This window comes from Pseudoalteromonas sp. UBA2102, assembly GCF_002331165.1.
GTDB lineage: Bacteria > Pseudomonadota > Gammaproteobacteria > Enterobacterales > Alteromonadaceae > Pseudoalteromonas > Pseudoalteromonas atlantica.
The window spans coordinates 4350-19538 of sequence record NZ_DCYU01000125.1 but is presented as its reverse complement, the minus strand read 5'-3'; the positions used below and the strand labels follow the sequence as shown (position 1 = coordinate 19538).

Genomic DNA, 15189 nt, shown 5'->3' with positions numbered 1-15189 from the left:
CAAATAAAGGCGATTACATAGACTTTGCAGCCCTTGGTGTAAATGTTGTTACAAGCCAAGGCAATGGAAAATTTGGAAGGGAGTCGGGTACGTCAATGGCGGCGCCGCATGTAAGCGCGGCATTAAGTTGTTTATTGTTAAAGCATGGTAATAATAAAACCAAAGCACTTAACGAGCTTACATCGCTTGCCATCGACTTAGGCGAGCATGGCAAAGACACCACCTTTGGTTATGGTGCCATTTACCCACCTAAAAGTGCACTTTAACTGACGCCGATAAAACCGATTGCGTATAGGTATTGCTACTAAGCTTTGATTGATAATCGCCATATTCAGCCTCGGCTATGAGTGTTACGTGCTCAAACACAGCTAGGTTATAAAACGCATTAACGACATTTCGGTGCTCATCTCGCGACGGTATTTGCTCAAAAAAATCATCCGTTGTTTGCTCATCGTAATCTTTATTTTGATAACGCCAGCCTGCGCCCACTTTATTCGCTAAATTAAAGGCCGTAAATTTGTGCGTAACTTTAGTAGTAAAACCGTAGCCGTTAAAGTCGTATTGGTTGTCGTCGGCATTTTCTTTATCAGCACTTAGCGCTGCCATTAGCATGGTTTGGCCATTATTTATAAAATGATAAAGCGCTACATCACCGCCTACGCCGTCGGCATTACGTGCTTTTGCAGTAGCAAAACGTTTAGCTTTGGTTTTTACACTCATACGCAAATACGTATGCGGGTTTAAAAAATGGCCATAGTAGGCGCTAGCTTGATTAAAATGTAAAAATGTATCGCCATCTACATTTGCTTTTGCGCCATCGTAACGAACCCCTAGCTCATGGCTATTAAAGCTATAACTGCCATCTAAACCGTATTGATGCAGGTCTAAATCGTATTGATCAAACTCATCGTAGTCTTGTTGTTCAAACTTATAGCTTGAGGTTAATTTAGCGCCTTTGGTTACTTGCCATTTTGCATTAACACCGGCTGCGGTTTTGATGCCGCTGTCGCTTTGCGAGGAAATATCGTCAAGCTCCTGAACAGAGAGCGCCGAGTTACTTAATACCCCAACTTCTGCATCTGCATTTACTTCAAAGCTACTTTTAAAGGGCTTATTTTGATCAGCTGTTTTAATGTGGTTAGTTTGTGCAAGCACCGCTTGAGCACTAAAAACACACAATGTGGCGGTTATAACTGCTTTCATATTTATTCTCCAACAGGCCGAATAGGTTTCCCCATTCGGCATTTGTGCAAGCACTTGGCGTATTAAAGGCCTAGGTCTAAATCGTTAGTAATGTTGGTTACTACTTCACTTGCGGTGCTAAGTGCTACATCGTTACTAATTTGATCAGTAACCGCTGCACTCACCTGCCCGCTAACACTTTGCTGTACCGTGCTTTGTAAACTACTAACCGTACTGTCTTGCACACTGGCAATTAAAGATTGCTGAACACTGCTTACTACTTCATTACTGGTATTAATTGCATCACCCATTTGCAGTGCAGAACTCACTGAGTTTGCAGCCGTATTAGTAATTGCTAATTGGTTTGTAAGCTCACCGGCATTAGTTTCATTAGTTGCATCAGCTTGTGTAACTGAATCGGTAGCGCTGCCCACATTTGAAAGTAAAGAGGCATCGGCTGGTGTATCGGTAGAGTCTGGCTGAGTGCCTTGCTCAGAGGTAACAGAAAGTAATGACGACTGGCTCACAGCGGTTGTTAAATTACCCGCCGATGAGGTTAACTGCGTTGTTGTATCAAGCGCTGTATTGGCTGTGGTAGTGCTTGTGGTATTTAAAGACGCGGCCGATGCATTTAATGCATTATTTAAAGATCCGCTTGCAGATGCAACTAATGTATTTGCAGGCTCTGCGGCCTCACTGCTTTCTTGCGCTGGAGTTTGCGTATTATTCGCCGTTGAATCTGTGTTTTGCGAATCATCAGCCGTTACTTGTGTATCGTTAGATACGTTTGACTCGTTGCTACCACTGGCTGTTAAACCATTTTGTGAAAGCGCAATAGATGTAGATGTTTGTTGCTGCGCCGACGTTGACTGAGATAGTTCAATATCAGCGGCATGCACTGCACCTGTAAAAGTACACACACCGCTTAACATCATTACGCTTACAATTTTATTTAATTTAGTCATTGTTTTGTCCTCTAGTTTGTCGGATTGACATAAAGAAGACGATTTACAAAAACACTTTATTCCAAAAATAAATAAAAAATTATAATAACGTTACTTAATTATTTAAGTTTCATACTCTTAAATATAAATTACTCGTTTACTGCGTTAGCGTTTCACTGTTTTTGATCAGCAATAACAGCTCGGCAGTGGCGGTAGCATCGGCCAATGCGCGGTGATGACTGGTTAAATTTAAATTAAAATGCGCACTAAGGTTACCAAGCGAATACGACTTTAGCCCTTTAAACGCTCTGCGCGATTCAACCACGGTGCACATTTTTGGCATTTTAAAAAAGTGCCCTGCAACCTCGCATTCTTTTTTAATAAAACCGTAATCAAAGTTTACGTTATGGGCTACAAAAATACTGCCTGCAAGTTTATCTAGTAGTGGCTGTGCTATATCGGCAAATACAGGCGCGTTGTAAACCATGCCATCGCTTATGCCGGTCAATTTAGTAATAAAGCTTGGGATATGGCGCTGCGGATTAATAAGTGTCGTCCAGGTATCAATTACTTTACCGTGCTGCACTTTAACAATGCCAATTTCGGTAATGCGGTTACCGCCTTTTAAGCCACCCGTGGTTTCTATATCAACCACGCTGTAAATACGGTTAGGATCTACAAACCACTTAACAGCAGCAATATGTACTGTAAAACCTACATTTTTTAAATTATCAATGGTGGTTAATTGGTTGCGCCTAAGCTTATCGCCTGGGGCTTTTACCTCTTCAAAATGTACTTGGCCATTATTAATAACCATTAAGTCGGGGTAGCCGTCTTTTAGCTGTAAATAGTGTTTGCTCATAGCTGTTAAGTGCGCAATTAACGCTTCAAGCGGGCTGTTTAAAATAAGTGCCTCTAGTGGCTCTAATAAATTGCTGCGCCATCTAAATAAACCATTGGGCTGCTCAAAATACTGCGCGGCATGTTTACATACCAAATTAAGCAGCGCCTGATTAGTGCTACAGCTTTTTAAACGTGCGTCAATTTGCGTGCTTTGTGCTTCATAAAAATTACCAAGCTGTAAAACTTGCGGGTAAATATCAAATTCATTACACGGCGGGTATGGCGATTCAATAAATAACTCGTGCCAAAATACTAAGCCAAACAAGCTTTGCCATAAGGTGTTTTCGGTATTAAAAACCGTTAACCCTTTTGTACTGTAATGCTCATTTACGCCTTGCTCTACATCGCCTCGGTAAATTTCGTCAATTTCAAGCACACACTGGGTGTCGGCCAGCATGGTGCTTAAGCGCGAACGCGTTTGTTTATTAAACTTACGCATTAAAAAGTCATCAGCAAAGTACAGTAAATCTTCGGTGAGCGGGTTTTCTATAATTTGCTCTAGCTGCGCTTTTACCCACTCTTTATTACCTAAGCGGTATTGCTCTCTTATTTGAATTTCTTGGGCTTCAGCGTAATCGGTGCAGCCTTCAAGTAGGCTAAAGGCAAGTTCGCTATCGGTATTTTTAAGTTGTTTATACAGCCTAACCAGCAGTTTATTTTTAATGTCGTGCGCTTGTGCGCCATGCGCCGGTTGCGCTAAAACTAAATGCGCAAGCTCGGTGTAAGGGGTTTTGTCATCAAAGGTTTCATCTTTTGTATTACCGGCTATTTTGCCAATGTTTTTAAACGCTAAACGGTAACGATTTAAAACGTAATTAGATTGCGCCTCAGCGAGTGTATTAAAGCGCGATAAGCTCTCGCTGTGCCCTTCGCGGGTAGCAGTTAACCCTAAATCGCGCATAACAAAGCGGTTTTGATGGTTTACATCGCCACTACTTAAGCGCCCTGCAAATAAAAACTCAAAATATTCGTAATAATCTTCACGGTTATTTATCACATATTGGCTATATAAAGGGGCAAGCTCATCTGCGCGCTCACTAAAAAATTGGCACGTAATAGTGACCAACTCCCCTTTAGCTGCGCTTTTTTTAAAGCTTATTTGCTCACTGTAATTACTGAGTAACTCCACCAGCATGGGCTTAGTTAAATGCGCTATAAGCTGCTTGTAATGCTGTGCGTTTGGCTCATATAAAATACCCGCTGTTTTTAGCGTATAAATAGCCTGATGCGGCGAAGTTATTTCTTCATAATTAAGCGATTGCGCCTGCACTAAATAAGGTTTGCGCGAATACACACGCGCCAACATGCATTGGCTTTGCTCATCTAGTTGGTTAATTTTACTAATAAATTCACTATGTTTAGGCTCAAGTAAATGCATACATTTACTTGTTACAAACTCAATAAGCTCTCTAAAATGCGCTAAATAGTATTTTGCTGGTAATTCTTTTTTCATAACATCGCCACAACTGTATATAAAAACAGTATCTAGCATTTGTGCTTTTTATTCAATCTTAAACTTGTAACTAAAACACGCTATAGTGAGCGTATAAAAGTAAATTTATTAAAAATAAAGGACTTACCATGAGCGCGCACCCATACGATGTTTTATCACTCAATAACGGCGCAAATATTATTTTTACGCCTTGCCCTGGTACAAAAACGCAAAACCTAGCGGATTCAATCGCTACATTAAAAGCCGCTGGCACTCACATGCTACTATCGCTTATGCCACAAAAGGAGCTTGAAAAAAACAACGTTCAAACAATTAATAGTGAGTGCAAAAAGCACGATATAACCTGGTTTCATTTACCTATAAATGACGACGAAGCACCCAAACAGCCTTTTACATCAAGCTGGAATACCCACAAAACAGACATACTACAAGCCATACAGCAAAAACAAACCATTGCCATTCATTGCAAAGGCGGCACTGGCCGCACAGGGTTGGTTGCTGCGCTTATTTTAAATTCGGCAGGTTACACAAAAGATGAGGTATACAGCTTAGTACAAGGTATTCGCCCTAAAGCGCTTACTATAGATCTGCAAAAAGAGTACTTTAATAACTTTGAGGTATGAAGCAGGAACTGGGTAATATGTTAACGCTCATTCTTAGTTACCCTTGGCAAGCTTAGCCACTTATTAACGGTAACTAATCGTAATTATGTAAACCAAAAAAACACCAAATAGGATTGAGCCAATACCTGCAGGCCTAAATGTACTTTTAAATTTTTGAGCAGACCACACAGCAATTAAGTACACCTCGGTCTCCTAAAAACTAATGCCTGCATAAGGCAATACAGTCGGACTTGACTAAAGTTAGCTAAAGAGTAGTGAAACCAAGTACTTTACGCCTCTTAATACTGTTGCTATTAGACTTGCAAGCTCATGTAGTAAAAACGATCGTCTTTTCTATCGACTGCAAATCCAATACGGCTATATAACTTAAATGCTGGGCTTAGCTGAAATACTTTGAGATCTATGAATTTGACGCCTTGTTGACGAGCCATATCAACTACTTTAGCAATAACGTGAACACCATAACCTTTGTTTTGATAAGTAGCTGCAATCTGAATATCGCGAAGTTGGCAACGCCCTTCATCAAACGATAAGCGCACGACACCTATGTGTTGCTCCTTACACAAAATATCAAAATTTTTAAGGTTTTTGGTAGCTTGATAAACGTCTTCTACATCCCAATCTACCGCATACATTTCGTAATAGGGTTTCATATTGTTAAACGTAAACTGTGCGGCAGTCTTTAAGTCTTCAGTAGCAACAATCTCTAGCATCCATCTAGCCTCAAAAAAGAATTAATACTCAATAAACTAATTAGCCACTTTAATTGAATAAGCTAAACTGCGCTATAAATTACGAGTGCTAATTGGTTAATTAGTTTTAACCAGCTTTCAGGGGACATATTCAACTTTTAACTTAAAAGAATACTTTGAAAGTTTTAGCAGTTAATAAAAAGCTAACGTAAAACAGCAAAGCTACTAATAGTTAAACGCCCATTAATTGGATCGCGTGCATAATCGTTAGCCGCATTTATATTACCAGAATGCAATAAGTTGCTTGGGTATATAACAACCCTATTTAACTTTGCCTCTACACTGTAAACTTGCTCAAACAAAGCTGTACTGCCATTTATATAATGTGGGTTTTTGTGAAGCTTTTGCGCCATGGCTTGCTGCTTAATAGTTTGCCTATATGGCATAAGTCGCTCTTTTGTTATGCGTTCATACCCTAGGGCTCTATGCTTATAAAATGAAGTGCCACCATGCGTTTCATCACATAAAAAGTGCACCATAGCAAGTTGATTCATATTAGGTGTATCAAAATGAGGGAGCATTTGTATTGGCCTTAGCTCATCAGGTTCAGTGCATGCAATTGAAAAAGCAGAAAGTATTACATCAAACTCGCTTTTATCTGTCATATCAAAGTGTGAATTAATAATTGGCGCAAGGTCTTTTAACCGCTCGATATAACTAAGCGGTGCTGCTTTTCTTACTCCTGGATAAAAATCACTTTCTTGTGCGCAAAATGTTTCTCTGGCGTTTTGAGAAAACACAGCAAAATTAATAAGTGCATCTACATTATTTACAAAACCATCAATGACAATAATTGGGGTTTGCTCTTCCCCAACAGTGTGTATCTGTAACACCATATTTTTGTTAAGTGTAAAATCAATCATCGGCTAAATTAAGCACCGCATTTTTACGCTCAATCAATGGGTATATTTGGCCAAGTGAGGTTATAACAGTATAAATAGCTGGTAATAAAGCGCGTTGATGTAAAAGCGTAATTTGATCACTATCAAGTTGTGCGAGTCTTTCTTGATTAATAGTGTATAAGCCGTTTAACTTTGTTTTTTGACTGTTCTGAAACGTTACCTCAAGCGATAATGGCTGCAGTAGCTCATGCTGTAACAAGGTATCTATTAACTTTTTATTGTCTATTTCGCCTTGTAGTAAATGCCCTAAACACTGCTTTATTTTTTTAAAATAACCACTTTCTTCTGCGTTTTGGGTATAAATTGGTTCTAAATCATTCTGGCTTTGCGCTTGGTTATTAATAACTGCTGGGCTATTTAAATTAATACACACAGGGTATTGAGTTTGCTTTGAATGAGTATCACCAACAAAAAATGGCTGACGCTGTAACTGAAGCGGTAAATATACTCCCTGCCACTGCGAGTGCTGATAAAACAAGTTCTCATGTTGCTCAAAGCCTAATAAAGCATTGAGTGTAAACTCCCCTGTTTCTGAGTTTTTTGCAAAAACTATAGGCTGCTGAACGGCAATTTGATTAAGTTCTGCCATAACAACAGGGATCATATTAATGTTTTCAGCGTGTGATTGTGCTTTTTGTGTGTCTATTTTTATATGCTGATGAGCACTTTGCTCTAATGCGACTAAATTTTCCATGCGTGTCTCTTTATTGTTTTTATGGGTAAATTTTTAAGCTAAATAGTGCTAAAGCCATGTCTCTTAATTTTATTTAACAATTCTCGGTTACTAGGTAAGTTAGTGACTGCTTGGTTTATCATGCTTTTATTTTTATCAAACTGACTTTTAGCAAAATCAGTGTCTTTAAGCATATAGGAAGTTGTGCTGTAGTCACTTTTAAAGCCCATACCATATAAAACATATTGATAACTCGCCGCTGGAAACACCTCATTGTTACTTGTAAAGTCGTGGTCAGCAGGGGCGCGGTATTGCCATAATTTCATTAGATCTTGTAGGCTTTGAGGAATCGTTTTTGGGTCTCTGTTATCACGCCAAAATGCGTTATCGTCACGGGTTGATAAAATATAGTGTAACTTTAAAAAGTCGATTATTTTTTCCCACCTGTAGCTAAACGTCTCATTAAAGCGCTTGGCGGTAATATCCATAATATCGCGGGTGTGGGGGAGTTGTTCGCTTATCATTTGCGCTGACATTTCTACTAATACCAATGCAGAAGCTTCAAGCGGTTCCAAAAAGCCAGCCGAAAGCCCTACCGCAACACAGTTGTTCTGCCAAAAGTGTGAGCGATGGCCACTTTTAATAGGGATTTTTCTAATTGTTAACGACTCTATTTTATCGCCAACATACTCTTTAAGCTTTTCTCGTGCTTGTGCTTCGCTACTGTATTTACTCGAATACACATAACCTACCCCACGGCGGTGTTGTAACCCTATATCCCATATCCAGCCTGCTTCTTGCGCTGTTGAAATTGTGTGAGACGCAATGCTCTCATCTTCATTCTCATAGGGGACTTGCACTGCTAAGGCGGTATCGATAAACAGCACATCATCGCAAGGCATAAAAGGAACCTTATAATGCTCGCCTAATAACAATGATGAAAAACCGGTACAATCGACAAATAAATCACCGCTAATTTCACCTTGTTGCTTTGTGGTAACACTTGCAATATCGCCATTTTTAGCACTATTGACCTGTGTTACATCAGCTAAAAAATGTTTAACGCCAAGCTCCTGCGTACAATGTTTTTGTAAAAAAACGGCAAATTTTGCCGAGTCTAAGTGGTAGGCATAATTGGCTAAGGCAGCATATTCTGGGGTGCGAATTGTTTTAGGAGCAAGCCCTTGCTCACAAATAGCTTCTTGGTAACACACTGCATTTGAAAAAGACGTTGACTCAGCGGTGTTATTTAACCAATGCCCTGCCATATCTGTTTTTGAAAAGCCCTGTGGCAAAACTAATGGGTGATAATAAAAATCATCATTGCTGCCATCCACCCATTTGGCAAATTTTGCACCTTGCTTAAAGCTTGCTTCGCACTCACGTATAAAGTCGGTTTCGCTAATACCAAGTGCTATTAATGTACTACGCATGGTAGGCCAAGTGCCTTCACCAACACCTATAATTGGTACATTTGGAGATTCAACTAGCACAACATTAAGACCATTGGGGGTATTACTTTTATGGTGCGCCGCTAATCGTCCGGCTGTTAGCCAGCCCGCTATACCACCACCAACGACAACCACTGTTTTTATTTTTTTATTTTGCTGGTTCATACTTGTTACCTATAAAGGCATATTTAAAAAGTGGCTATTACTAAATGTAAAAGCCACTTTATTAATTAAAGTTAAAAACTACCGCGAATACCTAACGCAAAACGTCGTCCGCTATCTTCAACCAATAATAATTGATTAGAAAAACGACCACGCTTGTGCACATATTCTTCGGTTAAGTTAATACCTTCAAAAAATACCGATACATTTTCGGTAATGTCATAGCTGCCGCTAGCATCAAGTTGTGCGTAATCTTCCACAATTGTCACACCATCACCATTTAGCTGTGTAAGTGACTGTACGAAGCTATCGCGCCAGTTATAGGCTAAACGCGCTTGAAATGGTCCATTCTCATAAAAGCCAACCACATTATAAGAGTCGCTTAAGCCTGTTAATGCAAATACTTGAGTTATATCTGCAGGGTCTAGCTCTGCATCACTGTCTACAAATGTTGCATTAACCATAAAGCCAAAGCCACTGTCAAAACTATGCTGTAAGGCTATTTCCCAGCCATCAACAATCGCCGATTCGCTATTATTTGGTAAGGTGTTTGTAAATACAGCCGTTGAGTCGGCTGCATCAGGGCTATCTACATCGTTACCTGTTGAAGGGTCAGTCAACAATCCGCCACCAGACAATTCAAAGGTTAAATCTTCAGTGGTATTGATAATGAAGTTAGCAACATTCTTTCTAAAGTAACCAGCGGATAAATAACTGGCATCAGCGTAATACCACTCTAATGATAAATCTAAGTTATCAGAGGTAAACGGTTCAAGTTCAGGGTTACCAGAGCTTGATGTTAAGTTGCCCCCCTGCCGAGTTGTTTCGATTACAGTTACAGGCGACATACTATCGAGTGTTGGTCGTGTAATTGTTTGTGATACAGCAGCACGTGCTATTAGCTCATCACTTATTTCAAGCTTTACACTAAAGTTAGGTAAAATCGCTTCGTAATCTGAACTTGCTGAAATATTTTCTACGGCGCCAAAGTTAGCAAGCATTTCCGTTTTATCTAAGATCGTTAATGCACTAACTGGCTCGTCTGTGCCTTTTACTTCTACATCGGTGCTTTCGTATCTAAAGCCGGCTGTTGCGTATAAAGGCATGCCTGCAAGTTCAGCTTCAAAATCAAATTCTGTATAAAACGAGAAAGTATCTTCAGTTATCTCAAACGACTTATTACGCTTAACTGCATCAAAACTAATAGGCTGACCATTCGCTGCAGCTATTTGCTCAAGGTACGCAAAGTTTGCCTCACCATCATGTGCAAGCCATGACGTTGGCATACGACCGCTGCCGCTCACATCAGATAAAAAGTCATCTCCTGCGTCAAATACAAATTGCGCTAAGCCATCCATACTTGGGTCATCTGGGTAACCACAAAAAGTACAGTGAATACCAACACCTTCGTTATCCCAACGATCAAGATTTTTTGTTTCAGTTGAATACATAGCACCAAATTTGACCGAAACTAGGCCTGATGTACCATCGTTATGCCAAATGCTATCCCAACGAAACTGATCCACGGTATCTTCTACAGCCCAACCACGGCGTAGCATTACATGTGCTCGGCTATTGGCTGTATCTAAATGGTTTGATACGCCATCAGGTGTAACTGCAGGGTTATAAGCAACACCGTCCAGCTCTTGCTGGCCGCTATAAATGTTAGGGTTAGCAGAGGCAAACTCACTCGCATAAGGTAAAATACCCCCATCCACTTCAAATCGAACTCGGTTAGCATAGCCAATCAACGATAACTGATCCCCGCCACCATTATTAGCCTCACGCTCAGCTTTTGAGTGGCTTAAATCAAACTTCATATTTAAGTTATCGTTTACATGCCAATCAAAGTTTAAACCTAATGCGCTAGAGTTGGTTAAACGATCAAACTTTTTAGCGTGCATATCGGTGGCAAGGCCTACCTCTTGATATAAATCAACCACAGTGCCATTTTCATCAACAGTTGGCCCTGCAGCGCCGCCAAAGCCTTCTAAGTTTGGCGCTGTAAACCAATGCCCATAAGACGTTGTGTCTGCTTCTACATCAAAATCAGAATAGAGCGCATCAGCAGTGATAACTAAATCATCTGAAGGTGCGTACTGTATTACTAAGTTTGCATTGGTACGTGTACGTGTTTCTGTTGTTACTTTATGATCGTAATTACGCGGCGAAAAAATATTACCGGTGTATGCTTGCCCGCTTTGAGTTTGCGGGTTTGGGACGCCCACGTTTTCTAACCAGCCGTCTACCTGCGCCTGGTTTAAGCGTGTTTCGCGCTCTTGGCGAGAAACAGCGAACAAAACACCCAATGTGTCATCATTAAATGTATTACTAATTAATCCAGAAATTTCAGGTGTAGTTTCTTCGCTATTTTCATCGTAAATACCCTTAACGCTACCTGCCACTTTAAAACCGCTAATCGCAAATGGTCGCGCAGTATTTACATTTACTGTTGAGCCAATACCACCAGATTGCATAGTGGCTGTTGAGGTTTTAAATACATCTAAGCTTTTAACTAGCTCTGATGCAATAGTATCAAAGCTAAACGCACGGCTTTGATTTTCAGAGGCCATTTGGCGACCATTTACAAGCACAGTATTAAACTGCGGGCCAAAACCACGCACCGTAATAAGCTGCCCTTCACCGCCTGAACGGTCTATTGAAACCCCCGTAATTCGCTGTAAAGACTCAGCTAAATTTGTGTCAGGAAATTTACCAATATCTTCTGCTGAAATGGAGTCGACCACGCCGCCCGCTTCTCTTTTGGCATCCATAGCTCGGCCAAGCGAGCCTCTGATCCCGCGTACTTCAATTATTTCTGGTTCTTGTGCTGCTGTCTCTGCCACTGCAGGGAGCGTTGCCATTGTGCTTAGTACAGCTAGTACAGCACTGGACACGCCATTTTTTTTATAGTTAGCCATGTTGTCAGTTCTCTCGAAACTTGGGTCTATTAAAATAGATATTTGCCCATCTTCGCTAACATGCGGTTGCAACCCTGTGCCATCGAGTAAAATCTGTAATGCGTTTATTATTGAATACTCGCCAGCAATAGTATTTGTTTGTAACTGCTGAATTTTATCCAGCGGAAAAAGCAAAGTAATATCGGCTTGCTCGGCAAAATTTATTAGCGATAAATCGGCCCTTTGTCTTGGAATATTAAACACAGCTTTATCGTTTACAGCGCTCGCTTTTACCTCGGTGGTGAGTAAGCTAAAAACCAGCGCATAAAGCGGTAAACAAAGCGGCAAATGTAAATATTCCTTGTGTATAGTTTTTGGCCACACACAGAACAAAGACGAGTGACTTTTTATTTTCCTCCATAAATTTTTTTTATTTTTTTTTAATAAATTATTTTTTTGACTAGCCATGCTAATTTTTTTTATGCCTTTATTATTTTTATTGTTTGCGCTTTTAACTGTATTTTTAAACAATTAAAAATACAGTCCACATTGCAATTTTTTACTTATTAATTAAAAAGTTAAAGTTTCTAAAGTACAGAGCCAGTACTTAGTAAGGTATTTATAATGGCAAAAACTGTAGTACACTTCGCCTTTACATTACAAGCTTTATGCCCTTTGCGGTTAGTGAACATTAAATTTAAAAATAAAAAAACTTATTTATTTTTTAAATTTAATGGCGGATTTTTTCTTACCATTCGTCTTAGTTTGTATTGGCAAAACAATAACAATAATTGCCGTAAACACACACACGAGACACACACTAAATGACGAAAGACACACTTTTTTATAAGGTCTATTTGGCCTCGCGCAAAAGTCTCTCAAATGTAGTTGCACGTATAGTGCCGCCACATGAAATTGAAGATATAGTGCAAGAAACTTATGTGCGAATTTGTCAGATTAAAAACACTGAAAACATAAGCTCACCAAAATCTTTTATTTATAAAACGGCGCGAAATTTAGCGCTCGATTACCAAAAGCAAGCCAATATACGCCTAGTCGATGGGATCGACAACATGGAAGCGTTAGAGCAACTCTTATCGGAACACCAGCAAGACGAAATGTACGAAAAAGCACTCACCGATAGTGAATTTTCTAATTTTTGTGAAGCCATACGGCTTTTACCTGTGCAGTGCCGTAAAGTGTTTGTATTAAAAAAAGTGTATGGTTATTCGCAGCGAGAAATTGCTGCTCAATTAAACCTTAGTGAAAGTACCGTGGAAAAACATATAGCAACAGGCATGAAACGTTGTACGCAATTTATGCGTCAATCTACAAAAAGTGTTTATGGGCAACCAAATACTTCTTCGCAGCTAAATGCAGGAGGGAGGAATGAGTAATGTTCATCATATAAACGAACGAAACACTAGCGACGATGCGCGCCTTGATAAAGCAAGTGAGTGGCTGGCTAAACTTGATCGTGGACTGTCTAAGCTCGAAGAACAAGCGTTAAAGCAATGGTTGTCACAATCTTATAAAAATGTAGAGGTGTTACTTGAAGTAGCACAGCTGTGGGACAAAATGGACGACCTCAGCCGCTTGTCAGATCTGTTTCCACAAACACCAGTAAAACAAAAACGCCTCCCTGTGTGGTTAGGTGCAACAGCTGCATCTATTTTATTAGCTGTTGCACTTAGCTTTTTTCAAGAAGCGTTTAACTTTTCATTTTTTTACCCGGTTAATCAATCAGCTGTGGTTGCTAAACAGCTTAACTTTCAAACCGACGTAGGTGAAAGTAAGGACATACTGCTTTCTGATAAAAGTAAAATCACCTTAAACACAAATAGCTTTGTTCAAGTGAGGTATACCCAACACGCTCGCGTAATAAATTTACTGCGTGGCGAAATTCATATAGACGTAGCTCACGATAAAATGCGCCCTTTAAGTGTTATCGCTGGTGATAAAGTTATTCAGGCTGTTGGTACTGCATTTAATGTAGAAGTAGGTCAAAAGCAAATAGAACTGATTGTGACAGATGGCAAAGTCCTTGTTGCAGAGCAAAGTACCAAACCGTTACCAAATCTTTCCCAAGGGACTAATAAACAAGGTCAGTATTTATCAAATAGTTCAACTTCGGTGTCAAAGGGAGAAAAACTTGATTTAAGCTTCAAAGGCAAAATTGCTAAAGCGGCCGAAAAAGTTGATCCTATGGATGTAGCCGCTAGATTATCGTGGCGTAAAGGTAGCTTAATATTTAGAGGTGAATCACTTGCTGAAGCCATGGCTGAAATCAGCCGCTATACCAATATAGATTTCGAGCTTTCAGAGGATGACCGTCTCAAAAAAGTACAAGTAGCTGGCATGTTCAAAACGGGCGATATTAAAGGACTGCTAGAAGTATTAAACAATAATTTTAATATTGATTATGAAAGAGTTAGCCCAGATAAAATTCGTTTAAAATACGCAGCACCACACGTCTCAATATAGTAAAGTACACAATAATAAAAACCAGGACACACAATTATGACATCACCTCTCTCGCCGAGCAGTAATAGCTCGGCGCACACATTGGGCACATGCTCTCTTTTTTACGTAATTTTTATCTCTGCAGTGGCTGCTATTGGTGGCTTTTTATTTGGTTTTGACTCGGGTGTTATTAACGGCACAGTGTCGGCACTCGGTAATGCGTTTAACTCAAGCAGTGTGGCTACGGGCTTTAACGTAGCGTCTGTATTACTTGGGTGTGCCTTAGGTGCACTTGCTGCGGGGCCGCTGGCTGATAAGTTTGGCCGGCGTGCAATTATGATCATCACCGCGATTATTTTTGCCATTAGTGCGTTTGGTTCGGGCATTAGCGAAAGCTCGGCCGAGTTTATTTTTTACCGCTTATTTGGTGGCTTAGGTATTGGTGCTGCATCGGTATTAGCGCCGGCTTATATTGCAGAAGTTGCTCCACCTGCCCTTCGTGGTCGTTTAGCTACATTACAACAACTCGCTATTGTATTGGGTTTATTTGCTGCATTTTTAAGTAACTATTTAATTGCTGATGCAGCAGGTAGTGCGCAAAATATTTTAATGCTTGATATAGCCGCTTGGCGTTGGATGTTTTGGGCTGAGCTTGTGCCTGCAATACTGTTTTTAGTGGGTGTGTTGTTTATTCCTGAGTCGCCTCGTTATTTAGTGGCGCAAGGTAAAGTAGACGATGCAAAAACAGTATTTAGTAAAATTTCGAACGACAACGTTGCTG

General features: G+C 40.0%; 13 protein-coding genes. 5 read left to right on the top strand and 8 right to left on the bottom strand.

The window, feature by feature from the left end; genetic code table 11:
* On the top strand, window positions 1-266 hold a 266-nt coding region (locus B2R65_RS16720), incomplete at its 5' end, for a S8 family serine peptidase (protein ID WP_286744543.1).
* On the opposite strand, the gene B2R65_RS16715 is transcribed toward B2R65_RS16720, so the two are convergent.
* From B2R65_RS16715 to B2R65_RS16705, 3 genes are all read right to left on the bottom strand, one after another.
* On the bottom strand, window positions 250-1203 hold the full coding sequence (locus B2R65_RS16715; protein ID WP_286744541.1) for a hypothetical protein: 954 nt from the start codon (window positions 1201-1203) through the stop codon (window positions 250-252). The genes B2R65_RS16720 and B2R65_RS16715 overlap by 17 nt on opposite strands.
* A gap of 62 nt (window positions 1204-1265) precedes the next feature.
* Window positions 1266-2147 carry a RodZ family helix-turn-helix domain-containing protein gene (locus B2R65_RS16710; protein WP_286744540.1) on the bottom strand — a complete coding sequence of 294 codons (882 nt, stop codon included), beginning with the start codon at window positions 2145-2147 and terminating at the stop codon, window positions 1266-1268.
* Between the two features lie 136 nt (window positions 2148-2283).
* On the bottom strand, window positions 2284-4521 hold the full coding sequence (locus tag B2R65_RS16705; RefSeq protein WP_286744538.1) for an exonuclease domain-containing protein: 2238 nt from the start codon (window positions 4519-4521) through the stop codon (window positions 2284-2286).
* Window positions 4522-4610: 89 nt separating this feature from the next.
* Here B2R65_RS16705 and B2R65_RS16700 point away from each other — a divergent pair, with 89 nt between their 5' ends.
* On the top strand, window positions 4611-5105 hold the full coding sequence (locus tag B2R65_RS16700) for a phosphatase domain-containing protein (RefSeq protein WP_286744536.1): 495 nt from the start codon (window positions 4611-4613) through the stop codon (window positions 5103-5105).
* Window positions 5106-5398: 293 nt separating this feature from the next.
* Here B2R65_RS16700 and B2R65_RS16695 read toward each other — a convergent pair whose 3' ends face one another.
* The 5 genes from B2R65_RS16695 to B2R65_RS16675 all read right to left on the bottom strand — a co-directional run bounded on the left by B2R65_RS16695 (window position 5399) and on the right by B2R65_RS16675 (window position 12413).
* Window positions 5399-5818: a GNAT family N-acetyltransferase gene (locus B2R65_RS16695; protein WP_286744534.1), complete on the bottom strand. Its 420-nt coding sequence runs from the start codon at window positions 5816-5818 to the stop codon at window positions 5399-5401.
* Between the two features lie 182 nt (window positions 5819-6000).
* On the bottom strand, window positions 6001-6720 hold the full coding sequence (locus B2R65_RS16690; RefSeq protein WP_286744532.1) for a DUF6445 family protein: 720 nt from the start codon (window positions 6718-6720) through the stop codon (window positions 6001-6003).
* Window positions 6713-7453, bottom strand: a complete 741-nt coding sequence (locus B2R65_RS16685) for a SapC family protein (protein WP_286744530.1) — start codon at window positions 7451-7453, stop codon at window positions 6713-6715. The genes B2R65_RS16690 and B2R65_RS16685 overlap by 8 nt, the downstream gene beginning before the upstream one ends.
* Window positions 7454-7491: 38 nt before the next feature.
* Window positions 7492-9048, bottom strand: coding sequence for a tryptophan halogenase family protein (locus B2R65_RS16680; RefSeq protein ID WP_286744527.1), 1557 nt, complete (start codon window positions 9046-9048; stop codon window positions 7492-7494).
* Between the two features lie 71 nt (window positions 9049-9119).
* Complete coding sequence (locus B2R65_RS16675; RefSeq protein ID WP_083901788.1) at window positions 9120-12413, bottom strand: TonB-dependent receptor; 3294 nt, start codon at window positions 12411-12413, stop codon at window positions 9120-9122.
* Window positions 12414-12769: 356 nt separating this feature from the next.
* Here B2R65_RS16675 and B2R65_RS16670 point away from each other — a divergent pair, with 356 nt between their 5' ends.
* The 3 genes from B2R65_RS16670 to B2R65_RS16660 all read left to right on the top strand — a co-directional run.
* The gene (locus B2R65_RS16670; RefSeq protein WP_004585933.1) at window positions 12770-13342 is read left to right on the top strand and encodes an RNA polymerase sigma factor; all 573 of its coding nucleotides are present in this window, start codon (window positions 12770-12772) and stop codon (window positions 13340-13342) included.
* On the top strand, window positions 13335-14429 hold the full coding sequence (locus B2R65_RS16665) for a FecR family protein (RefSeq protein WP_004585932.1): 1095 nt from the start codon (window positions 13335-13337) through the stop codon (window positions 14427-14429). Before B2R65_RS16670 ends, B2R65_RS16665 begins: the two co-directional genes overlap by 8 nt.
* A gap of 36 nt (window positions 14430-14465) precedes the next feature.
* A partial coding sequence (locus tag B2R65_RS16660) for an MFS transporter (protein ID WP_286744521.1) occupies window positions 14466-15189 on the top strand: 724 nt, incomplete at its 3' end.